Here is a 22,996-nt window from a genome sequence, read left to right as displayed (position 1 = left end):
AAACGGGCCACCTGCCTTCCTCGACCCCGATACTCTAACGGGCGACCCGGAAGCAGGCAGCCGAACGGCGAGGAGAGCCACAGGATGCACGACGAGCGCGACGCCGAGCCTCTGCGCGTCCTCTATCTGTCGTGGCGCGACCGCGAGAACCCCGAGGCGGGCGGCTCGGAGGTGTTCGTCGAACGCACGAGCGAGGTGATGAGCGAGCTTGGCGCCGACGTCACGATCCACACGGCTCGTTTCCCCGGCGCCGCACGCCGCACGATGCATGGGGACGTCACCGTGATTCGCGCCGGCAACCGGTTCACCTGCTACGCCGCGGGACTGTGGCACCTCGTGCGGCACCAGCGTGACTACGACGTCGTCATCGACGTGCAGAACGGCGTGCCGTTCTGGTCGCCGCTCGTCGCGCGCATCCCCGTCGTCGCCGTCGTCCACCACGTCCACCGCGACCAGTGGGCGAGCATCTTCGGCCCGCGCCTCGCAAGGTTCGGCTGGTTGCTCGAGTCACGCGTCGCGCCGTGGGTGTACCGGCGCTGCCGCTACATCACCGTCTCGAAGGCGAGCCGCAGCGAACTCGCGAGCCTCGGTGTCGACGCCGAGCGCATCGACCTCGTCTACTCCGGCAACGACCACCCGCGCGATCTCGACTCCTACGCCGACGTGCCCCGCAGCGCCGCGCCATCGCTCACCGTCCTCGGCCGGCTCGTGCCGCACAAGCAGGTCGAGATCGCCGTCGACACCCTCGCCGAACTGCGTGAGGAGTTCCCGGGCCTGCACCTCAATGTCGTCGGCTCGGGTTATTGGCAGCCGAACATCGAGCGCCATGCCCGTGAACGCGGCGTCGAGGACGCCGTCCACTTCCACGGGTTCGTCGACGAGGCGACGAAGCACACGCTGCTCGCTTCGTCCTGGGTCGTCATGATGCCTTCCTACAAGGAGGGGTGGGGCCTGACGATCGTCGAGGCCGGCCTGCACGGCACCCCGGCCGTCGCATTCGCGCAAGCCGGAGGGCCGAGCGAGTCGATCCAGCACGGCTCGACGGGCGCGCTCGCCTCGACGACGGCGGAGATGATCGACGACGTGCGCGTGCTGCTGTCGCGCAACGACGTGCGTGAGGCCTATGGACGCAACGCTGTGACGTACGCGCGCTCGTTCAGCTGGGAATCGGCCGGCCGCAACGTGCACCACACGCTGCTCGACGTCCTCGGCCGCGCCGAGCGCGCACCCCAGCCGCCCGACACGCCCCTACACGTGCGACGCCTGCGCGAGCTCGTCGCCGAACGCGATGCCCGCCGCGGCGCTGCCGAGCTGAACTGACGTCATGCGCCACTCGGCGCGGGCGACCACTGAGCCCCGTCAGGGCATGCCAGAGCGGGGAACGACCGTAGAGGTCGTTCCCCGCTCTCGCCTGAGATGAGGGAGCCGGAGGCTCAGCCGTCGTAGCTGATCTTCGACTGGTACTGCTGCGGCTGGCTCGAGTTCTGCGACTGGACGAGACCCCAGATCGCGAACAGGGCGAGCAGGAAGCCGACAACGGCTCCGATGATGTTGTACATCGTCTTGTTCGTGGACGCGCCCATGGGGTTGACCGCCTTCACCTTCGCTCGTGGTCAGCCGCCGCGCCACGGGGTGGCACGACGGAGCATCGCCTGGGCGACGCGTTTGGTTCAGCTTAGCTGCTCCGGCGCGCGAGTGCATCGCTTTCGGCGCAATCGCCCGGTGCGGCTCGCACGCGCGATGACCACGCCGGCGGTGATGATGCTCGTCGCGAGGCCGAGCGCGCGCCACCACGGCGTCGCCGGGCGAGGCGTCGCACCGGGGACGGACCACGTCGTGAGGTGCGAGACCGGCGGCGCGGCGGCGAGCGGCGTCGCCCCCGCGCGGCGGACGAGATCCGCGACGGCGGCGGCGTCCGGCTGGTCGGTCTGGACGATGACGCGGCTGACGTCGGCCCGAGCCATCGCGTCACGCAATTCGTCGGCCGAGCGGTGAACGAGAGCGCGACCGACGGCGGCGGCGTGCGGGTCCTCCCCCGCGACGACCCGCACGCCAGAGCCCTGACGCACGGCCAGCGCGTCGTCGGCGATGACGCGGCCGGTGAGCAAACGGTTCCAGGGGTCGAGGACGGTGCGCTCGCCGTTCCAGGCGTAGCGACGGTAGGTCGACCAGGGCAGGACGAGCGTCGCGCCGTTGGTCCCGGCGTCGAGGTCGCGCGCGACCTGCGTCCACGGCGCCGGATAATCGACGCCGCGCCACTGTCCGCCGCGTGCCCACGCGAGGCCCGGCAGGAGCACGAGCGGGGCGACGATGCCGCCGATGAGGGCGACGGGCGCGAGGATGCTGCCGCGAGCGCGGCGCACCTCGGCGTCGATGAGCAGCCCCCAGCCGAGGGCCGCCGGGACGACCCAGAGGGCGACGAACTTCTGCCCGTCGCGCAGCAGCCCGCCGCCGGGCACGTGCAGGACGATCGCCGTCATGACGTCACGCAGCCCCGGCACGGTGCTCGCGCCCGCGAGGAACAGCCCCGTGACGGCGAGCGCCGTGATCGGCCCGCGACCGAGGCGCCGGGCGGCGATGACGCCGGCGACGCACACGAGGGCGGAGGCGAGCACGATGGGCGCTGAGCTGCGTTCGGCGAACCATGACGGCGCGTGCCAGATGCCGCCACCGCCGAGCAGGGACGTCCACACGGGCCCCGCGCCGTCGCTGCGGGCCGCGAACGCCTCGACGCCGGCCGCGTCGGCGGCGTCGCTCGGCGCGGCCGTGAGGAACGGCCACCACCACGAGGCGTTGAGGCCGACCCAGGCGAGCACCGTCCGCAACGTCGGGCGCCACCCGGCGCGCCATGCCAGCCGTCCCGCGCCGGGTGCGAACGTCACAGCGGCGAGGGCCAAGGCCACGAGGACGGCCCCCGTCGAACCGGACGCCGCCGACATGACGAGCGCGACGGCGACGCTGCGGCGGGCGTGCGTCGCATCGGCGTCGCGGTGAGCGACGCTCTCTCTGGCGCGGTCCGTGTCGATCCAGGCGTCGACTTCTCCCGCCGAATCAGCGCGGCGAGCAGTCTCGGCCTCCGCGCGGCCGGCCGCGACGCCGTCCGACGAACGTGTGCGAGCGCGGCGCGCCTCGAGCGCCCCGACGATCGCCCACACGCACGCCGCGTAGCCCCAGAGGTACCCCCAGTGGCCGATCGCGAGACGCTCGGCGACCCACGGGTTCCAGGCGAGCAGGACGCTCGCGCACACGCGCGCGAGCACCGGCGCGCGCCATCGATCGACGCCTGCGCCGAGGGCGAGGAACGCCCCGAGCAGGATGATCTTCTGCGTGATGTCCCCGGCCAGGACGAGGTCGAGCAGCGCGACGATCGCGTCGTTCGGCACCGCGCGCGGCACCTGCCCGGCCGTACCGAGCGTCGTGTCCGACAACGGCAGATGCGGGACGAACACCATGTCGTAGTGCAGCCAGAACCCGCGCGTCAGCAGCATCGGGCCGAGGATGACGGCGGCGCACACCGCGCTCGCGAGCAGCCCGGCGTGACGGCCCGCCCAGCGCGTCGCGCCCCACGCAGCCCCGTGCGTCGCTCCCCGGCCGGACGTCGTGACGGCGTCACTCGAACTCGGCAAAGGCCTCGCCCATCTTCGCGCTCTGACGGCGGATGTCGTGCTCGGCGAGCATCCGCGCGCGGTTCGCCGCCGACGCCGCACGCGCGGCCGAGTCGTCGGTGAGGAAGTGCACGAGACCCTCGGCGAGCGCGTACGCGCCCGACTCCGTCAGCAGGTTGGGTGCGCGCACGGCTTCGTCATTGGTGCCGCACGCGGTCGTGACGACGGGCAACCCGCACGCCTGCGCCTCGAGGTAGGCGAGGCCGAGCTGTTCGGTCCACTTCCACGTCGGGCGCGGCGCCGTCGTGAAGACGCGCGCGGAGCGCAGCAGCTCGGCGACGCCGGGCGCGTGGAGTGATCCGGCGCGCACGACGGCGCCCGGTTCGGCCTGCTCGGCCTCCTCGACGAGCCCCGCGAGCGGCCCGCTACCGGCGACGACGAGTTGCGCGTCGGGCACGCGCCGGCGCACGAGGCGCATCGCGTCGAGGACGGTGTCGATGCCCTTGTTCGCCGAGAGCGGCGAGGTGAACACGACCCGCGGTCGGTCGGCGAGTTCGGCTGCGGGGCAAAACATTTCGACGTCGATGCCCGGCTTGACGACGCGAACGCGCGACAGGTCGAATCCGTTGAGTTCGAGGTGGTCGCGCGCCGCGTCGACCATGCAGAGGATGAGGTCGGCGTCGCGGGTGCTCTCGAACGCCTGACGGTACGGCGGCAGCGCGTACAACGGTTGGCGCGGCAGGTTCTCCCAGGTGATGACGGCCTGCCGCAGCCCCGGGCGGCGTCGACGCCGCGCGCTGAGCTGGCCGGTGACCAGCGAGCACAGCTCGAGGCTCGCGACCCAGTCGGGGCGCGTCCGCTCGAGCTGTTCGTCGAGCCCCTGCGCCCACGCGAACGCGCCGGCCTCGATGAAGCGCGTCACGGGGCGACGGTACGTCGTCGGCACCCAGGTGAGGTCGCCGAACGGCTCCTCGCGCGCCATCGCCGTGACGTGCGTGCCCGGCATCCGCGACATCCAGTACAGCTCACGGCGCGGCCGCTGATCGGGCAGCGACAGCCACAGCAGCTCGCGGGTCATCGCGCGTGATCGCGCCGTGCGCTCGCCGCGCCAAGGGCGTAGCCGACGGCCTCCATCGCGCGCATGCCGACCATGCCGGCCGCGTGCAGCGGGCGACGCGCGAGGTCGTCGCGGTGCGCCCAGTACGCCGTCAGCACGTCACGGCCCTGCTGCCCGACGGCACCGTCGTGCTCGGCCGCGAACGCAGGGATGCTGCGCCCGTAGTAATAGCGCTTGGAGAAGACGTCGCGCAGCGTGAGGCGGCCCTCGTCGTGGTCGATGATGATGGGGGCGAGCTCGATCCGCTGACCCGCGCGGCGCATCTTGAGCCGCAGATCCGCGTCCTCCGGCCCCGACATCGCGAGGTGGAACTCGCCGTCGGTGCGCATGAAGTCACGCCGCAGCAGCCGCGGGTTGTGCAACCACGGCTGGTCGAGGTAGCACTCGCGCTCCAGGGCCCGGCACGCCGTCCAGAAACCGTCGCCGATCGTGCGCTCGGGCAGCGCGACGCCGTCGGCGCCGGTGCGCTGCGCCGTGTCGAGGGCGACCTCGATCGCCCGCGGCGGCAGGATCATGTCGCTGTCGAGCCATACGATCCACGGCGTCTGCGCGGCCTCGATGCCGCGGTTGCGCTGCGCGGAACGTTCCGGCCCGCCCTCGAGGTACACATCGGCCCAGCGGCGCGCGATGTCCTTCGTCGCGTCCGTGCTGGCGTTGTCCACGACGATGAGCGTGACGCCCGGCTCGCTCTGCTCCTTGACCGAGCGCAGCGTCGCTTCGAGGGTGCGCTCGTTGTTGCGCGTGGGCACGATGACGCTGACACCACGCTCGAACATCGCGTCAGGGGTTCGCTCGTCCATCATCATCCTCGTTCTGCGATCGCCCGGTCGGTCGTGGCTGTCTTCGTGGCTGGGTCCGTGGCCGCCTCGGTGTGCGGCCCCGCGCGGTGGCTGCCGCCGCTGCGGCGTGCGGTTCGTGGCGCGTCGTGCTGACGCAACAACCCGATGAGCGCGATGACGAAGCCGGCGCCCGCGATGCGGTGCGGCCACATGTTCGCGGCGATGGCGTCGGCGCTCACCTGCCCGAGGCTCGGGTCGAGCAGGAGGAACGCCCCGACGCCTGCGAGCACGAGCAGCGCCCCCGCGACGACGAGATGACGCGAGCGCACCCGCGTCAGGCGCAGCGCCGCGACCGCGACGAGCGAGGCGACGAGGCCCGCGGCGCCGACGCCGAACGTCGCGGCGACGACGCATGCCACGTCGAGGCGCAGGTACTGAGCGTCGCTGCGCCGTGCGAGTGCGTCGGCGCGGCGCATGCTGCGCGTGTACGTCTCGCTGCGGTGCGGCACAGGCGCGCGCAGGCCGCCGCGTCGGGCGGCGACGATGACGATGGCGGCGATCGCCGCGAGCGTCAGCAGCGTGACGATCAGCGCCACGTTCGCCCAGCGCTGCGGCGCGAACCGCATCTCGACGGTGCCCTGCGCGCCGGCGGGCAGGATCCAGCCGGTGCTGTAGCCGTCGATCGTCGTCGGGGCGGGAAGCGCCTTGCCGTTGAGCGTCGCGCTCCAGCGTGCGTCGTAGCTCTGGCCGATGACGACGGCGCTCGGCGTCGCGCTCGATTCGAGACGGATCGTCTTGTGCGTCGGCGTGTCGTCGGTGACGCGGAACGCGGGCGCCGCGGGCACGCTCGTCGCCTGCTTGCGGTTGTCGCGCAGGTCGAGGGAGTCGAGGACGAACCCTGGGGCCTGCTCGATACGGCGATCGCCGGCGTCGAGCGTCACTGGCGTGCACGAGACCCAGCGCGTGCCCTCCTGCGAGGAGCGGGTGATCGTGTCGTCGTCGAGGCGCATCGGCACGGCGCGCCCGTCGATCGTCGCGACGTCGAGGCAGCGGTTCTTGCCGGGTGAGTCGAACGGGCCGAGGTCGGAGGCCTTCATCGACGCGCCCGTGTCGATGCGGGTGAACTCGGCGGGCGTCGCGAGCTCCGGGCCCTCGGAGGCGTCGATGACGACCCGCACGCGCGAGCCGCGGGTGCCGTCGGGCAGCGCGATGTGCGTGTCGCCGTTCTTGTTCACCGACGAGCTCGCGACCTTCTTGCCGTCGACGAGCACCGACACCTTCGTCGCCCACTGCGTGCGCTTCGCGTCGCCGAGCGTCGGTTTCTGCGTGAGGTCGACGCTGGTGATGTCGCGCGGCGCCGTCGTCAGCTGCCACCAGGCGCCCTTGGGCGAGGCTCCCCCGGGCACCCAGCCCGTGTCGCTCTTGCCGTCGGCCGCGGCCGAGGCACGGTACTGGCGTTTGTCGAACCACACGCCCGACGACGTCGCACGCACCGCGTCGCTGTACCCGGCGACCTCGTCGTAGATCTTCTCCAGGTCGTCGCCGTCGATCCGCACGCGGGCATCCCCGTTGAAGGTGCGGCCCTGCGGCAGGGAGACGACGCGGCGCAGCGCGATCTCGCTGTCGTCGGCGGCCGCGGGCGTGTTCTCGACGCGGCGCAGCAGGACGTCGAGGGGCGCGGACGAGAACGCCGAGCGGCCCGCGTCGTCGAGGCCTGTGTAGAGGCGTGTCAGCGTCGTCGGGGTGCGCGCGGCACGCGTCGCCTTTGGCCCCGGCAGGCCCAGTTCGGAGATGCCGACGAGGTTGAAGCCGTCGCCGCGGATGCTGTCGATGTGGACGCTGACGCGGTCCGCGCTCACGCCGCCCATGTGGAAGGTGGCCTTGCCCGAATCGGGGACGCGCACCGTGACGGAGCGGCCACCCGCCGTCATCGTCGCCTTGTCGATCTTGACGGGGCCGAGGTCGGGTTGGGCGATCGTGACGTCACCGAGCGTCTGGCTCGCGGGCAGGGTGAGGTCGAGGCGCTGACCGACGGCGCGGCGGAAGTCGCCGAAGCGCCAGCTCGTGTCGGGGTTGCCGTCGAACGCGTTCTCGGGCACCGCGTACGGCAGGTCGAAGAACGTGCCGCCGGAGGTGGTCGCGGTGACGAGCGTCCCGGAGCGCAGCAGCACCGTCTGATCGTCGGGCGAATCGCCGAGCGTGCGCGTCGTGCCGAGAGGGTCGCCCGCGGCGAGCAGCGCGCCGTTGCCCGCGGTGAGGCGCTGCGCGATGGCGGAGCGTCGCGCGTTCGTGTCGGTGATGACCAGGCGCCCCTTGGCCTGCAGCGCGCGCGTCAGGGCTGCGGCGTCGAGATCCTGCGCGTACTGCACGCTCGGTGACGTGCGCAGCAGCCCGGCGTTCACCATCTCGGGGAACGACCAGCCGTCACCCGCGACGACGAGGGAGTTCGCCATGCTCTGCGCCCGCACGGCCGTTCGCGGGTCACGCACGGTGTACAGCTGCACGGGGCGCAGGCTCGCCTCGTCGTACCCGGCGGGCGAGGCGACCGGCGACAGGACGTTCTGCCCGGGCTTGCCGAAGTTGCCGGAACCGAACAGGCCGGTGTCGGTGCCGATGAGGGCTTGGACGACGGCCGGGCGCGCTCCCCCGTCGTTCTCCCAGACGGTGTCGTGGCGCACGAGGACGTTGTCGGAGCCGAGGTAGCGCGCGAACGTCGACACCATGTCGCCCGACGCCGTACCGGACTGGACGGTGTCGTCGAGGGCCGCGAGGAAGTTGCCGCCGGGGGCGCTCGCGTTCGGTGTCGTCTCGGGGATGACGGCGTCGCGCTTCAGCAGGGAGTTCGTCAGGTCGTCGGGGCGCTGCACCGTCCAGCGGTACGTCGGGCGCGTCTGGCCCGGCAGGACGAGCGTCGAGGAGTGCGGGGCGCCGTCATCGGCGGCGCGGGCGGCGTCGTCCCAGTACGACGGGATGTCCATGCGCGAGATGTAGAGCCCGTTCGCCAGGGCCGGCAGCATCCAGGCGGCGACGACGATGCTCGCGAGCGCCGCGGCGATCGGCGCGAGACCGGAACGGCGGCGCACGAGACGCGTGAGATGGACGGCGCCGAACGCGAGGGCGACGGCGAACGACAGCGCGAGCAGCGCACCGATCTTGTTGGTCGTGCGGAAGGCGGCGAGCGGCGGGAACGCCAGCACGGCCTGGATGAGCCAACCCGCGGGACTCTCCGCATCGTTCTCACCCGGGAACAGCCCGACCATGACGACGGCCGCGATCGCCGCCGTCAGCGCCGCGGCGCGCCGCACCCCGGTGCGGGCCCAGCGCAGCGACACGAGCGCCAGCGCGGGCCACAGGGCCGTCAGGGCGATGACCCAGGGGCTCGTGATGTAGGCGGCGTTCTGCGGCACCCACGGTCCGGCGTCGCCGTGGCCGTACAGTGGCCACAGCCCGAGCCCGCGCAGCACCTCGGTGAACGAGGAGACCTTGTGGATGCCGTCGAGAGTTTCTGACGTGTCGACGATCTGGCTGCCGGTGGCGACGGCCGACATCGCCGGCACGAGCCAGTACAGCGACACGGCGATGACGAACAGCGCGCACTTCGCGGTGACGGCGGCGACCTCGCGCCAGGTGCGGTGCAGGTGCCAGCGCGCGACGGCGGCGATCGGGATGATGCCGAACAGCTGGAACAGCGGCACGACGGCGACGTTCATGCCGCTCATCGCGAAGAACGCGAGCCCGAACAGCGCCGGCCACGCCCAGGACGACGGCCGCTGCAGGGCGCGCAGGTAGCACAGCAGCAGCCATGGCAGGAACGCCATCGGCAGGGCGATGGCGAGCGTGTTGCCCGCGGCGATCGCGTACGGATTGGCGAGATAGAACACGGCTGCAGCGAGCCCGAGCCAGCGTGTCGAACGCGGCGCGACGGTGCGCGTCAGGCGCGCGGCAACCCAGGCCGCGACGAGCCACAGTGCGAGGTGGAAGACCTTGAACGTCCACTCCGGCGACAGCCCGATGCCGCGCAGCGCGGACAGCACGAGCAGGACGGGCACGAGCCCGACGTTGAAGTTCGCCGACCCCAGGTACGGCGACGCCGTCCACGACGACAGGTACCGGCCGACCATCTCCCACGGCGCGAGGTACACCTCGGGCTTGATGTCGGTGTTGAAGTGGCCGAGATCGTTGAGGAAGACGACGGCCGCGAGCACCACGGCGGCGACGGCACAGGCCACGGCGTAGGCATCGAGGCGTCCGCGGCGCAGGATGGGTCGTCGCACGAGCGTCCTTCCGGGCCTGGGCCGAGGGGGTTCACGGACGGTCGACCGTGAAGCACCTAATATAACCAGCAGGTAGCCCACGTCACACGGGCGTTCGGAAGAAGGGTCCTGCAGGTGAACGCCACATCCGCCGACGCGCGCCCGGCTCCGGCTCCCGACTCGACGCAGGCCACGTCGGAGGCACCGTCAGGGCGCGGCGGCGTCGTGCTGGCCGTCGCGATGGGTCTCGGCAACCTGCTCAGCTACGTCTTCGTCCTCATCCTCACGCGCGCGCTCGGGCCGGCCGGATTCGGCGCGTACTCGGCGCTCATCACCCTCGGCATCGTCCTCGTCATCCCCGCAGGCGCGCTGCAGGTCGTCATCGCGCGACGTTGGGCGCACCCGTCGCTGCGCTCGAGCGGGCTGGGGCTCGCCGCGCGGGTCGGCGTCGCGCTGAGCGTCGTCACGATGCTCGCCTCCCCCGGCGTCGACGCGCTGTTCCACCTCGGCGGCCTCGCGCCGACGATCGCGATGGCGTTCATGCTCCTGCCGATGACGCTGACGGGCGCCTACCAGGGCGTCCTGCTCGGCAGCGGCGCCATCGCCCGCCTCGCCGCGCTCTACGTCGTGACGGCGGCGACCCGCGTCGCCGGCGCGCTCGGGTGCGCGGCGGCGGGCGCGAACGTCACGGAGGTCTTCGTCGTCATGGCGCTCGCCGCGTGGTGCGCCGCCGCGTTCGGTTGGTGGGCGAGCCGTGATGCGCTCGTCGGCGTCGGCGCGGGCAGCGACGGGTTGGCGCGCGAGATGTGGCGCTCCAACTCGACGCTCGCCGCGTTCACGGCGCTGACGAACGTCGACGTCGTCCTCGTGCGTCACTTCCTCGCCCCCGAGACGTCCGGCGCCTACGGCCTCGCCTCGACGTTCGCGCGCGCCATGTGCTGGGGCACGCAGTTCCTCGCGCTGCTCATCGTGCCGCGCCTCGCCGCCTCGAGCGCCTCCGCATCTCCCGCCGATTCGGGTGGCGCTGATTCGGGTGGCGTCGCGTCCGGTGACACTGCAGGCGCGGCGAACGGCGCCCGCGCGTTGTGGCGGGCTGCCGGTTTCGTCCTCGCGCTCGGCGTGGTCGGCTGCGTCGTCGGGTCGCTGCTCGACGCTGACGCCGTGGTCGCCTCCGTCGGTGGCCACGCGTTCGACGGCAACGGCTCCCTCGTCATCGCGTGCCTCGCACTCGGCACCGTCTGGGCGCTCGCGCAGTTGTGGCTGTTCTCGCAGATGGCGGGCGACGACACGCGCCTCGGCATGCTGACGTGGGTCATGGTCGCCGTGGAACTCGTCGCCGGGTGGCTCTGGTGGCACGACAGCGTCTGGCAGATCGTGACGCTCGCCGCGGCCTGCGCGGGCGTCGTCGTCGTGGCCGGCGCGTGGCGCTCGCGCAGCACGCGCGTCACCCACGTCGAGGACGCCGAGGACCTGCTCGTGCTCGATCACACGAGCTGACCCCCGACGTCCTTCGACCTCAAGGTCGGCTCGCACCGCTCGAACCGGACCCATCCGCTCAGGCTGGTCGGCCTAGTCCTACCGCCCCCATCGGGGGGCCGGTTTCGCTCGGCGCGGCCCAACAGGGCTCAGTGCTGGTCAGTGCTCTTCTGGCCGTCGCTCTTCACACCGTCGTCACCGATCTGACGCGAGCGGCCGAGCAGCACCTTCGCGACGGCGGTGATCGGCCCGGGCACGACGCCGACGGCCTTCCACATCGCCGCGTTGAGGCGGTCCTGCACCGTCGTCTGGTAGCGGCGCAGCATCTCGTCCTGACGGCTGAGGCGCTTCGCGGTGCCGGGGCGGCGACGGAAGGTCAGCGCGTGCAGGCCGTTCGCCCAGCGTGGGTCGTCGGCGTGCGCGGCGTCCCACTGCTCGACGATCTCCCAGCCCGGGTGCTGCTTGAGGAACAGCCTGTGCGCCTTCTGCACGACCGGCCACGACGCGTCGTCGATGAGGACGAGCGCCTCGTCGGCGAGCAGCGGCTCGACGGCGGCGAGCGCGAGGTAGTGCGACAGCAGCGTGTGCTCACCGTCGTAGAAGTAGACCCCGACGGGGCGATCGAGCGCGTCGGGGCGCACCATGAGCTTGAAGCAGTCACCTTCGAGCAGCGTGACGTCGGCGTCCCCGGCGTGGGTCTCGAGGTTCGTCATGAGTTCGCGTCGCGCGAGTTCGCCCGCCATGCCGAACTCCATGAAGTTCTCCATCGCGACGAACGTCTTGTCCCCGTTGCCCTGCACGGCGGCGCAGATCGAGCGGCCCTTGAACGTGCCGACCTCGAGGTAGGCCTCGTCGGCGGGCATCGTCGCGGCGGCATGGTTGAGGACGGCGAGCTCGTTGGGCGCGGTGTACCCCGCGACCTCGTCGCACAGGGCCGACCAACGCGGGTCGATCGGGTCCGACGTCGCGGGCTCACCGGCGAACAGGGCCGGCAGGTCGCGGAAGAAGGTCGAGGTGTCCATGGCGTTCCGTCCGTCGTGAGGGTCGAGAGGTGTGCGCGCGTACCGCGCGGTAACTGGTGACCATGGTCACACGTCGGGCGCACTTTCGCATGCGGTGTTCGCCAACTCCCGCGCCGCCCCGCCCGAGGCGAACCTCACCGTGCGGCGCCCGCGCGTTGCACCTGCGGCGCGAGCCACGTCCAGATCATCGCGGCGCCGCGCAGGGTGAAGTGCAGCGTGTCCTCGTAGAGGCTCACCCCGTTGATGACGGAGCGGTACCCGGCGCTGCACGTCTGGGCGTGCAGGTCGGCGAGCGCCGCATCGGGGTGATGCTTCACCCACGCCGCGATGACGCCGTTCGCCCAGTCGACGGCGGCGTCGTTCGAGCCCTGCTCGGCGAAGAAGCGCAACGACGGATCGAGTCGCACCGGGTCGATGCGTCGGCACGGGAGATTGACGACGACCGTGCGCTCGACGCCTGCGGCGCGGGCTCGCTGCGCCCACGAGTCGAGGGCCAGCTCGATCGACTCCGCGCCCTGCGGCGTCTGCGGCGCGGCGAGCACGCCGTCAAGGCGGTGCGTCGTGAGGAAGTGGGCGTCACCGACGATGACGAGGGTGCGCGCGTGCGCGTCGCGCAACTGCTTCTCGACGCCCGCGCGCCAGCTCGCGCAGCGCGTGGACTCGGCGACGTCCTGGCCGTCGTGGCTGATCGGCGCGGGCACGAGGTCGCAGCCGATCATCGTCGCGTCGCTCATCGACAGGTCGGTGTAGACCGACGGCGAAAAACCCTGCGCGAGTGAGGAACCCACGCTGTCGCCCACGATGCCGGCGTCCTGGTGCGCGCCCGTGCGGTACGCGGGCGTCCCCGCGACGAGCGGCGGCACGTCCGTCGGCACGCCGGGTGCGCTCGTGCGGGCCTGGGCGGCGCTCGCCACCGCGAGCACCCCCGACGCGCCGATGGCGAGGGCCCGGCGACGGCTGCGTCGCAGGTGCGGCCACATGCCACGCAACCCGTCCTGCAGGATCGGCGCCTCGAGGGAGCGGAAGCTCACGACCGCGAGCGCGAACGTCACGACGAACTGGAGGAACCCGAGCGCGGGCTGCGGCACGTCGGGGCGCAGCCACAGGCGCACCGGCCAGTGGTAGAGGTAGAGGCCGTAGGAGATCTGTCCGACGAAGGCCAGCGGCCGCCAGCCGAAGACGCGGTTGATGGCGAGGCCGCGCGGGTCGATGCTCGACCAGCCCATGAGCGAGGCGCCGAGCGCGAACAGCAGCACGCCGCCCTTCGCGTAGACCCACTCGGTCTGCGCGTCGAGCAGGAATACCGCGCTGATCGACACGATCGTGCCGAGGATGCCGAGAATCTGTGTCACCTCGCGCGATGGCAGGCGCGGCCCCCGTCCGTCGGCGCCGACGCCGAAGGCGAACCCGAACGCGACACCGACGAGCAGCGCCTGCACGCGGGTGTCGGTGCCGTAGTAAAGGCGCGCCTGATCCTCGAACGAGGCGAGCCCGAGGTGCGCCGTCCACCACGCACTGAGGCAGGCGAGCGCCATGACGAGGGTGAAGCGCAGGCGGCGCGAGCGCGTGAGTGCGCAGATCGCGAGGATGAGGAACGGGATGACGACGTAGAACTGCTCCTCGACGGACAGCGTCCAGGCGTGACGCAGCGGCGACGGGTTACCGATCTGGTCGAAGTAGCTGTCGCTCCGGCCGATCAACCTCCAGTTGAGGTAGAAGCCCAGGGTGGCGAGTGCGTCGCCGCCGAACTGCTTCTGCTGGGCGGGTTGCTCGAAGAAGGCGGTGTGCGTCAGCACTGCTGCGACGAGGACGAACATCGCCGGCAGCACGCGCCGCGCGCGACGCACGTAGAAGCGTCGCACGTCGATGCGACCGGTGCGCTGACGTTCCTTGATGAGGATGCGCGCGATGAGGAACCCGGAGAACACGAAGAAGTGGTTGATGCCCACCCAGCCGCCGACGAGGCCCGTCGCGCCGAAGTGATACGCGATGACGAGCAGGACGAACAGGCCGCGGTAGCCGTCCATGGCCGCGTAACGATCGGTGCGGGGACGCTCGACACGGCTCCCGCGCGAGCGTGCGGATGTGCTCATCGTCTGGCCACCATGTTCATCGGGCTGCCTCGTTCATCGGGCGGCCGCCACGATCTGCGGCGCGAGCCAACCCCAGATCATCGGGGTCGCCTCGGGCGAGAAGTGGATGCCGTCGTCGTAGAGCGTGATGCCGTGGCGAGTTGGCTGGTACGACGAACCGCACACCGCGCCCGCGAGGTCGAGGACGGGCACGTGGTGTTCCTTCGCCCACGCCGTGATGATCGCGTTGACCCGTTTCGGGTGCCCAGCCTCGGCGACGAGTTGGGGGAACTTGTCGAAGTCGCCGCGGTACTCGGGCGGCACCTGCAGTTCGTCGATGGTGCGGCACGGCACGGTCGTGACGGCGAACTTCGCCGCGCCCGAGGTGCGCGCGGTGGTGAGGGTCTTCGTCAGCGTGCGGGTGATGAGGTCGCGGTAGGCCTCGTCGTCGAGCCACAGCACCTTGCCGTCGACGTCGTGTCGCAGTGCGAGGTAGAGCGTCGGCATGAGCACGGCCAGCCGGGAGTCGGAAGAACGCACCGTGGGCCCGAACTCCGCCTTCGCTTCGCGACACGGCGTGTCGTTGGGTTGCTGACGCGTCGCCGTCCACTGCACGGGCGCGTCGAGCAGGTCGCAGCCGGGGGCGCCGGCGTTCGTCACGACGAGGTTCGAGAAGTTGTCCTTCGGCATGCGCTGGGCGAGGAAGTACGGCACCGAGTCGCCGTACAGCGTGACGGCGAGTGGTCGGGCGGGCGGCGTGTACGTCGCCTGGCCTTCGACGAGCGTCGGGATGTGCGCGACGTACTGCGGGTACTGCGGCGCAGACACCTCGTGGGCCGCCGTGCTCGCCCCGGCGGGGATGGCCAGCGCCGCGACGAGGACCCCGACGAGACCGACGGCGCCCGCGCCGCCCGCGCGCCGCCCACCGAAGGCCCGCACCCCGCGCTTGATGACGGGCTTCTCGAGCCAGCGGTAGCTCGCGTCGGCGGCGGCGTACGAGAGCACGAGCGTCGCCACCGCGAGCGGGATGACGTGCCCGTGACCGAAGGCGCGCACGAGCCACAGGTAGATGGGCCAGTGGTAGAGGTACAGCCCGTAGGAGATCTTGCCGGTGTGCACCGCGAGACGGTTGGCGTGCAGCCGCACGAGGGGCGTGGGCACGCGTTGGGCGCACCCGATGATCCACGCGAGGCCGGCGAGGCTCGTGAGGAGCATCCCGCCGCGGGTGAACATCCAGTCACTCAGCGGCTCGATGAGCGCGATGCCTGCGAGCGTCGCGACGAGGCCGACCCAGCCGAGGATCTCGAGCCGGCGGTCTCCCGCATCGAGCGGATCGCGACGATCCCGTGCCCGCAGCAGCCCACCACCACGTCCACGATGCCCCGTCCACACGCCCGCCGCGACACCGAGGGCGAGGGCCTGCATGCGCACGTCGGTGCCGTAATAGGCGTGTGCCTGCCCGCCCGGTGAGTCGAGATCGATCGTCGACGCCCACGCCGCCGACGCGAGCGCGAGGACGACGAACCCCGCGGTGCGCGCGCTGCGGCGGTGCGCGTACGTCAGCGCCGCGATGATGAGCAGCGGCACGACGAGGTAGAACTGCTCCTCCACCGACAGGCTCCACGCATGGCGCGTGATGCTCGGGTGGGTGAACTCCTCGAAGTACTGATCGTCGCGCAGCACGAGGCGCCAGTTCATGACGTACGTCAGGGTCGCGAGGATGTCGCCGCGCAGGTACGTGCGCTCCGCGGCTGGCGCGAACGCCCACCCGTCGAGGGTGACGGCGCCGACCATGACCAGCAGCGCCGGCGCGAGGCGACGCACGCGCCGTCGGTAGAACTCACGCACGCTGATCCACCCGAACTCACGCTGCTCGGCGAGCAGCAGGCGCGTGATGAGGAACGCCGAGAGGATGAAGAAGACGTTCATGAGGATCCACGCGCCGGGCAGGAACGTCAGTACACCGACGTGCCACAGCATGAACACGACCATGCCGTAGCCGCGGATGCCGTCGAGCCCGGGGCGGTAGGCGAACAGTTTTGAGGCCATCGTCGTTTCTCCTGGCCTCGTTTCGCGGGGCCGGTACGGGCAGCGTCAGTCGCGCTCTTGGTCCGACAGGCGCTTGCGCCCGCGCGCGGTGCGGCGCTCGTGCACGTCGTCGTCCTCGCCGTCGTCGCCTGCGGCCCGCTCGACCTTCCCGATGCGCACGCCGCGCTCGTGGCGCTCTGCGTCGCGGTCCTCGTCACCGAGGCGTGCACGACGTGCGGGACGCTCCTCGGCGTCACGACGCTCGCGCCGCGCGGGACGCACCGGACGCTCGTCGTCATCGTCGTCGTGCTCGTCATAACGGTCGTAGCGCTCGCGTCCGCGTGCGGCGCGCCCGGAGCCGTGCGTGCCGAACAGGAGGTAGCCGAGCGCGGCGGTGGTGAGCGCGAGCGCGAGGAACAGCAGCGCGCGGTGCAGCGATTGCCCCTCGATGATGTTGCACTGCCCCTTCGCGAGGCCGGAGGTGTTGGGGGACATCGGCGAACCGCAGCCGAACAGGCTGCCGTCCTTGCCCCGGAAGTTCGTCGGGGAGACGAAGAAGTAGACCGCGACGGCCAGGAGCAGCGCGGAGATGATGGCAGCGATCTTCGTGCCGGTCGCGAGACCCGTGGGGCCCGCCTCATCGTTCGTGTTCAGCATGACCGCATGCTAGCGGTGGATTCACCTGCAATGAGGTGTATGTCACAAATACACTCAGGGCTTCGAACGAATGACTCGTGGAAGAGGATCGACCGTGGCTCGCCGCCCCCACACCCCCCTGACATACCGCCCGGCCCTCGACGGCCTGCGGGCGCTCGCGGTGCTCGGTGTCCTCGTGTTCCACCTGTGGCCGAACGCGGCGCGCGGCGGGTGGCTCGGCGTCGACCTGTTCTTCGTCCTGTCCGGCTACCTCATCACGACGCTGCTCGTGCGCGAGTACGTCCAACGCGGCGGCATCGACCTGCGCGGGTTCTGGCTGGCACGCGCCCGACGGCTCATGCCGACGCTCGTCGTCGTCCTTCTCGCGGTGCTCGTCATGGCGACGTTCTGGACGTTGCCGTCGCGTCGTTACGCCGTCTCGCTCGACGTGCTCTCGACCCTCGCGTACGTCGCGAACTGGCACTTCATCTCCGGTGACGAGGCCTACTTCGCCTCGAACGGCACGCCCTCTCCCCTGCGTCACGCATGGTCGCTCGCCATCGAGGAGCAGTACTACCTGCTGTTCCCGCTCCTGCTGCTCGCGCTCACGCGGTTCCTCACGCGCCGCCGCCACCTCGCGTTCTGGTTGCTCGCGCTCGCTGCTGCGTCGGCGCTGTGGATGGCGCACCTGTACGTGCCCGGCGTCGACCCGACGCGCGTCTACTACGGCACCGACACCCGCGCGTTCGAACTGCTCATCGGCGCCGCCGCGGGTGCCTGGATCGGGCCGTCGCAGTGGGGTCATGCGCGCCCCGCGCCGTGGCTGCTGTGGCTCGAACGTCTCGCGTGGCCGGCGCTCTTCGCGCTGGTCATCGCGATGCTGACGTTCGACGAGTCGTCGTCCGGGCTGTTCCGTGGCGGGCTCGTCGCGTTCTGCGTCGTCGCGCTCGTGCCGATCCTCGCGGCAGCCTCGCCGCACCCGAACAGCTTCCAGCACGTGCTGTCGTTCGAGTGGCTGCGCCGGCTCGGGCTCATCAGCTACGCGCTGTACCTGTGGCACTGGCCGCTGCACGTCTACCTTGCGCCCGAGCGTCTCGGCCTCGACGCGGCGTGGGCGGGCGTCGTCCAGGCCGTCGCCGCCCTCGTGCTCGCGACGGCGACCTACCGCTTCGTGGAGCAGCCCGTGCGCCGTGGCGGGGTGCGCGCCCTGTGGCCGCGCTCGCCTGCACCTCGTCGGCTCGCCCCGATCGCGGCCGCCGCGGCGGCACTCGTCGTCGCCGGTGGGGCGTTGGCGCTACCGCACGTCTCGGGTGGCGGTTCCGATCTGGAAGCCGGTTCGGGTGGCGGCGAACTGACGTACGCGATGAAGACATACACGCCCGGTGAGGACGTCAAGGCGATCCTCGTCGGCAACTCGATCCCGCACAGCCTGTTCGCCAACTTCCCGCAGACACGCTTTCCCGACCTGCAGCTGACGGAATCAGCGAGCTTTGGATGCACGACGTTCGCCGGGCAGGAGAGCAGTGGCGGCCAGCCGGTGCCGTCGCTGTCGAAGTGCGACCAGTTCCATGACGACTGGTACTACGGCCTCGCCGGGCGCGACACGATGCTGTATTTCCTGCCGCAGAACCTGCTCAACGACTACGCGGTCGACGGACGGATGCTTCGCGCCGGCAGCGCCGAGCACGACGCGTTCGTGCGCTCCAGCCTCGACGGCGTCGCGCAGAAGGCGAAGCAGCAGAACATCACCCACCCCTACCTCGTCGACCTGTCGTGCCACCGCGTGCCGACGATAGGAACCGACCCGACGGTCGTCGCGACCAACGACACCGCGAAGGTCGAGCATCTCAACGACGTGGCGAAGGGCTGGGCGAGTTCCAACGGAGTCACCCTCATCGACCAGTTCGGCTTCCTCTGCCCCGGCGGGCAGTATCACGGCCGCATCAACGGCGTGAACCTCTACGCCGATGGGCTGCACTTCACCAGCGAGTCCGGCCCGATCTTCTGGAACTGGCTCGCCCCGCAGATCCAGCAGCACGGTGACGGGTCGGGCGCGTCCAGCACCAGCTCGTCGAGTGCGTCGAGCACCAGCGGCCGATGAGCCTGCACGCCGTCGTCCTGGCCGGTGGGTACGGCACCCGGCTGCTGCCGTTCACGCGCCGCACGCCGAAGCACCTGTTGCCGATCGGTGACGAACCCGTCATCGCGCACCAACTTCATCGTCTCGCGGCGGCGGGCGTCGAATCCGTCGTGCTCGCGACCTCGTACCACGCGGACGCCTTTCGTCCGGCGCTGGGTGACGGCGACGCGTACGGCGTCCGGTTGCGCTACAGCCGTGAGGAGCATCCGCTCGGCACCGGTGGCGCGCTGCGTCACGCGTGCGGGTTGCTCGATCTCGCGTCCGACGACGACGTGCTCGTCCTCAACGGCGACCTCATCACCGAGCATGACCTCGGCGCGCAGGTCGCCGCGCACCGGGCGCACCGGGAGTGTGCCGTTCGCGCCGGCGACGCACCCCCGGTGCTCGCCACGATCCACGGACGCGCCGTGCCCCACGCGTCGGCGTACGGGTTGCTACACCTCGACGAGGCCGGGCGCGTCACGGCGTTCGAGGAGAAGCCGCCAGGCGCGCCTGCGGGCGTCGTCAACGCGGGCACGTACGTCGTCTCCCCCGCCCTGGTCGATCTCGTGCCCGTCGACGCGGTCGTCTCCCTCGAACGCGAGGTGTTTCCTGAGGCGAGCGAGCGAGGCGGGGTGTTCGTCCACCGCGACGACGCACCGTTCCACGACATCGGCACGCCCGCCGCCCTGCTGGCGGCGAACCTCGCCTGGGCGCGTGAGCGTGACCTCGACGCCGTCGACCTGCGGGCGGGGGCGGTTGCTGGCACCCCTGACGCGGGTGCTATCCGCGGCAGCCTGCTGCTGGGCGGATCACGCGTCGCCGCCGACGCCATCGTGAACGGCTGCATCATCGGGCCCGGCGCGGTCGTGGGGGCGGGCGCCGTGCTGGACGACTGCGTCATCGGGGACGACGCCGTCGTCACACCGGGTGTGCGCGCCCGCCGTGTGACACTCGACGTCGGTGAGCGACTGGGCCAAGAGCCCCATCAACGGCTCGAAGGGTCCCCGGCCGAAACCGTGGGCCCCCGGGCCCGAAGCGGTGATGAGCACCTCCGAGATGAGTGAAAAAGATCCCCAACCGGAATCTTCCACTCTAGGTCGGCTGCTCGGCCGAGAGGCAGCTGCGAACGTTTTCTTCTCACCGGCCGACCCGACGTGCCGGCTGTCGACCCTCACGGGCGGCGGCCGTCAGTGCTCGGCGTCCTGCCAGCTGCGTCCGGTGCCGACGTTGACGTCGAGCGGCACCGCGAGGTCGGCGGCCGCACCCATCTGCTCGCGCACGATGCGTTCGACTTCGTCGCGTTCGCCCGCGCCGACCTCGACGATGAGTTCGTCGTGCACCTGCAGGAGCACCCGCGAGCGCAGGTTCGCCGCGCGCAACGCCTCGTCGACGCCGAGCATGGCCTTCTTCATGATGTCGGCCGCCGAGCCCTGGATCGGCGCGTTGAGCGCCATCCGCTCGGCCATGTCGCGGCGCTGACGGTTGTCGCTCGTCAGGTCGGGCAGGTAGCGGCGCCGACCCATCATCGTCTCGGTGTAGCCGGTCGCGCGCGCGTCGTCGACGATCTGACGCAGGTAGTCGCGCACCCCACCGAAGCGTTCGAAGTAGCCGTCCATGAGGCGCTGCGCCTCGGCCGTGGAGATGCGCAGCTGCTTGCTCAGGCCGAACGCCGACAGCCCGTACGCGAGGCCGTACGACATCGCCTTGACCTTCGCGCGCATCTCGGAGGTCACCTCGCTCGGCTCGACGCCGAACACGCGTGAGCCGACGAACCGGTGCAGGTCCTCGCCGTCGTTGAAGGCCTGGATGAGGCCCTCGTCGCCGGACAGGTGCGCCATGACTCGCATCTCGATCTGGCTGTAGTCGGCGGACATGAGGCAGTCGTAGCCCTCGCCGACCACGAAGACACGACGGATGCGTCGACCCGATTCGGTGCGGATCGGGATGTTCTGCAGGTTCGGGTCGGTCGAGCTGAGACGCCCGGTCGCCGCAATCGTCTGCTGGTAGGTGGTGTGGATGCGGCCGTCGTCACCGATCGACTTGATGAGGCCCTGCACCGTCGAGCGCAGCTTCGAGGCGTCACGGTGACGAAGCAGAGCGTCGAGGAACGGGTGCGGCGCCTTCTCCGACAGGTCGGCGATCGCCTCGGCGTCCGTCGTGTACCCCGTCTTCGTCTTCTTGGTCTTCGGCAGGCCCAGGGTCTCGAACAGCACGACCTGCAACTGCTTCGGCGAGCCGAGGTTGACCTGCTCGCCACCGATCGCGTCCCACGCGTCCTGCTGCGCGGCGACGACCTGCGCGTCGTAGTCGGCTTCGAGTTCGTGCAGCGCGTCGAGGTCGACGGCGATGCCTGCCTGCTCCATCGTCGCGAGCACCTCGACGATCGGCAGCTCGAGCTCGGCCATGAGCTCGATGCCACCGACGTCGGCGACCGCCTCGTCGAGCGCGGCGGCCAGGGTCGCGACGGCCGCGGCGGGCGCCATGGCGTCGTCGCCCTGCGTGGCGCCGACGTCACCGAGGTCGAGCATCCCCTGACCGGCTGCCTGCTTGCTGGTCTCGGGCAGTTCGATGTGACAGTAGCGCAGCAGCAGATCCTCGAACCCGTACGAGCGCTGGTCGGGTCGCACGAGGTAGGCCGCGATGGCGGTGTCGTTCGTCAGCCCGGCGAGGGTGAGACCGCGCGCGGCGAGGGCGTGCATCGGGCCCTTCGCGTCATGCAGGGCCTTCGCCTTCGTCACGTCGGCGAGCCACTCGGCGAGCGCCTGCTCGTCCTCGGGTGCGAGGGTCGTCAGGTCGACGTACGCGGCGCGGCCGCTCTCGTCGGCGATCGCCAGGCCGCTCGCGTCACCCGCGCCCTTCGCCCACGTGCCGTCGACGAACAGCCCGGCGCGCCCGGTGATACCGGCGAGCCACGTCTCGACCTCGCCGTCGCCGAGCACGACGCCGTCGACGCTGACGTCGCCCTCAGCCTCGGGCTGCGCCGTGCCGAGCGTCGCGAACAGGCGGTCGCGCAGCACCTTGAACTCGAGACCGTCGAAGACGCGGTGCACCTCGTCACGGTTCCAGTCGTGGCGCGCGAGGTCGTCCGGCGTCACGGGCAGCGGCACGTCGACGAGCAGCTGGTTGAGGCGTCGGTTGCGCAGCACGCCATCGAGGTGGGCGCGCACGTTCTCGCCGGCCTTGCCCTTGATCTGGTCGACGTTGGCGACGAGGCCCTCGAGGTCGCCGTACTGCCCGATCCACTTCGCGGCCGTCTTGGGGCCGACACCGGGCACGCCGGGCAGGTTGTCGCTCTTCTCGCCGACGAGCGCGGCGAGGTCGCTGTAGCGCTCGGGCGGCACGCCGTACTTCTCCTCGACGGCGGCGGGCGTCATGCGCGTCAGCTCCGAGACGCCCTTGACGGGGTACAGCACGGTGACGTTGTCGCGCACGAGCTGCAGCGCATCGCGGTCGCCGGAGCACAGGAGCACCTCGTCGAAACCGGCCTGCGTCGCCTGGGTGGTGAGTGTCGCGAGGATGTCGTCGGCCTCGTACCCGTCGAGCTCGAGGTGCGTGACGCCCATCGCGTCGAGCACCTCCTTGACGAGGCTCACCTGCCCCTTGAACTCGCTCGGCGTCGTCGCGCGGCCCGCCTTGTACTCGGCGTACTCCTCGCTGCGGAACGTCTGACGCGACACGTCGAACGCGACGGCGAGGTGCGTCGGTTCCTCGTCGCGCAGCAGGTTGATGAGCATCGACGTGAAGCCGTACACGGCGTTCGTGTGCTGCCCCGTCGAGGTCGAGAAGTTCTCCGCGGGCAGCGCGAAGAAGGCCCGGTAGGCGAGGGAATGTCCGTCCAACAACAACAAGCGCTTCACACGTGGCAGCCTATGTCCCAGCACCGACA

General features: G+C 71.1%; 14 protein-coding genes. 4 read left to right on the top strand and 10 right to left on the bottom strand.

Annotated elements, in window-relative coordinates:
- Nucleotides 1–84 precede the first annotated feature (84 nt).
- Nucleotides 85–1,320 carry a glycosyltransferase family 4 protein gene (locus DYE07_RS01440; protein WP_074045272.1) on the top strand — a complete coding sequence of 412 codons (1,236 nt, stop codon included), beginning with the start codon at nt 85–87 and terminating at the stop codon, nt 1,318–1,320.
- Between the two features lie 113 nt (nt 1,321–1,433).
- On the opposite strand, the gene DYE07_RS14620 is transcribed toward DYE07_RS01440, so the two are convergent.
- The 5 genes from DYE07_RS14620 to DYE07_RS01420 form a co-directional block, all read right to left on the bottom strand.
- Nucleotides 1,434–1,583 (bottom strand): hypothetical protein, encoded by a 150-nt coding sequence (locus DYE07_RS14620; RefSeq protein ID WP_156444985.1) that lies wholly within the window; start codon nt 1,581–1,583, stop codon nt 1,434–1,436.
- 87 nt (nt 1,584–1,670) lie between these two features.
- Nucleotides 1,671–3,626, bottom strand: a complete 1,956-nt coding sequence (locus tag DYE07_RS01435) for a hypothetical protein (protein WP_115296175.1) — start codon at nt 3,624–3,626, stop codon at nt 1,671–1,673.
- Nucleotides 3,610–4,683, bottom strand: coding sequence for a glycosyltransferase (locus tag DYE07_RS01430; RefSeq protein WP_115296174.1), 1,074 nt, complete (start codon nt 4,681–4,683; stop codon nt 3,610–3,612). The genes DYE07_RS01435 and DYE07_RS01430 overlap by 17 nt, the downstream gene beginning before the upstream one ends.
- Nucleotides 4,680–5,522 carry a glycosyltransferase family 2 protein gene (locus DYE07_RS01425; RefSeq protein WP_006946049.1) on the bottom strand — a complete coding sequence of 281 codons (843 nt, stop codon included), beginning with the start codon at nt 5,520–5,522 and terminating at the stop codon, nt 4,680–4,682. The genes DYE07_RS01430 and DYE07_RS01425 overlap by 4 nt, the downstream gene beginning before the upstream one ends.
- 2 nt (nt 5,523–5,524) lie before the next feature.
- Nucleotides 5,525–9,775, bottom strand: coding sequence for an alpha-(1->3)-arabinofuranosyltransferase domain-containing protein (locus DYE07_RS01420; RefSeq protein WP_147286876.1), 4,251 nt, complete (start codon nt 9,773–9,775; stop codon nt 5,525–5,527).
- Nucleotides 9,776–9,889: 114 nt separating this feature from the next.
- Between DYE07_RS01420 and DYE07_RS01415 the strand changes: the two genes are divergently transcribed.
- Nucleotides 9,890–11,251 carry a lipopolysaccharide biosynthesis protein gene (locus DYE07_RS01415; protein WP_115296172.1) on the top strand — a complete coding sequence of 454 codons (1,362 nt, stop codon included), beginning with the start codon at nt 9,890–9,892 and terminating at the stop codon, nt 11,249–11,251.
- A gap of 128 nt (nt 11,252–11,379) precedes the next feature.
- Here the strand turns inward: DYE07_RS01415 and DYE07_RS01410 are convergent, their stop codons facing one another.
- The 4 genes from DYE07_RS01410 to DYE07_RS01395 form a co-directional block, all read right to left on the bottom strand.
- Nucleotides 11,380–12,252 (bottom strand): class I SAM-dependent methyltransferase, encoded by an 873-nt coding sequence (locus DYE07_RS01410; RefSeq protein WP_115296171.1) that lies wholly within the window; start codon nt 12,250–12,252, stop codon nt 11,380–11,382.
- A 134-nt stretch (nt 12,253–12,386) separates the two neighbouring features.
- Nucleotides 12,387–14,345, bottom strand: a complete 1,959-nt coding sequence (locus DYE07_RS01405) for an acyltransferase family protein (RefSeq protein ID WP_115296170.1) — start codon at nt 14,343–14,345, stop codon at nt 12,387–12,389.
- Nucleotides 14,346–14,378: 33 nt separating this feature from the next.
- Complete coding sequence (locus DYE07_RS01400) at nt 14,379–16,373, bottom strand: acyltransferase family protein (protein ID WP_074045265.1); 1,995 nt, start codon at nt 16,371–16,373, stop codon at nt 14,379–14,381.
- Nucleotides 16,374–16,418: 45 nt separating this feature from the next.
- Nucleotides 16,419–17,009, bottom strand: coding sequence for a hypothetical protein (locus DYE07_RS01395; protein WP_006943805.1), 591 nt, complete (start codon nt 17,007–17,009; stop codon nt 16,419–16,421).
- 94 nt (nt 17,010–17,103) lie between these two features.
- Between DYE07_RS01395 and DYE07_RS01390 the strand changes: the two genes are divergently transcribed.
- Complete coding sequence (locus tag DYE07_RS01390; protein ID WP_172462926.1) at nt 17,104–19,089, top strand: acyltransferase family protein; 1,986 nt, start codon at nt 17,104–17,106, stop codon at nt 19,087–19,089.
- On the top strand, nt 19,086–20,174 hold the full coding sequence (locus DYE07_RS01385) for a nucleotidyltransferase family protein (protein ID WP_062258188.1): 1,089 nt from the start codon (nt 19,086–19,088) through the stop codon (nt 20,172–20,174). Before DYE07_RS01390 ends, DYE07_RS01385 begins: the two co-directional genes overlap by 4 nt.
- A gap of 123 nt (nt 20,175–20,297) precedes the next feature.
- Here the strand turns inward: DYE07_RS01385 and polA are convergent, their stop codons facing one another.
- Entirely contained in the window at nt 20,298–22,967 is a 2,670-nt protein-coding gene (polA, locus tag DYE07_RS01380) for a DNA polymerase I (RefSeq protein WP_172462925.1), read from the bottom strand.
- Between the last annotated feature and the right edge of the window lie 29 nt (nt 22,968–22,996).

Source organism: Dermacoccus nishinomiyaensis (assembly GCF_900447535.1).
Taxonomy (GTDB): Bacteria; Actinomycetota; Actinomycetes; order Actinomycetales; family Dermatophilaceae; genus Dermacoccus; species Dermacoccus nishinomiyaensis.
Note: the sequence above shows the minus strand (reverse complement) of the source record. Positions and strands in the feature narration are given on the sequence as shown.

Coding starts and splice junctions, on each gene's coding strand:
- DYE07_RS01440 (WP_074045272.1), top strand. CDS start 85: ATGCACGACGAGCGCGACGCCGAGCCTCTGCGCGTCCTCTATCTGTCG.
- DYE07_RS14620 (WP_156444985.1), bottom strand. CDS start 1,583: ATGGGCGCGTCCACGAACAAGACGATGTACAACATCATCGGAGCCGTT.
- DYE07_RS01385 (WP_062258188.1), top strand. CDS start 19,086: ATGAGCCTGCACGCCGTCGTCCTGGCCGGTGGGTACGGCACCCGGCTG.
- DYE07_RS01410 (WP_115296171.1), bottom strand. CDS start 12,252: ATGGACACCTCGACCTTCTTCCGCGACCTGCCGGCCCTGTTCGCCGGT.
- DYE07_RS01430 (WP_115296174.1), bottom strand. CDS start 4,683: ATGACCCGCGAGCTGCTGTGGCTGTCGCTGCCCGATCAGCGGCCGCGC.
- DYE07_RS01395 (WP_006943805.1), bottom strand. CDS start 17,009: ATGCTGAACACGAACGATGAGGCGGGCCCCACGGGTCTCGCGACCGGC.
- DYE07_RS01425 (WP_006946049.1), bottom strand. CDS start 5,522: ATGGACGAGCGAACCCCTGACGCGATGTTCGAGCGTGGTGTCAGCGTC.
- DYE07_RS01405 (WP_115296170.1), bottom strand. CDS start 14,345: ATGAGCACATCCGCACGCTCGCGCGGGAGCCGTGTCGAGCGTCCCCGC.
- DYE07_RS01400 (WP_074045265.1), bottom strand. CDS start 16,373: ATGGCCTCAAAACTGTTCGCCTACCGCCCCGGGCTCGACGGCATCCGC.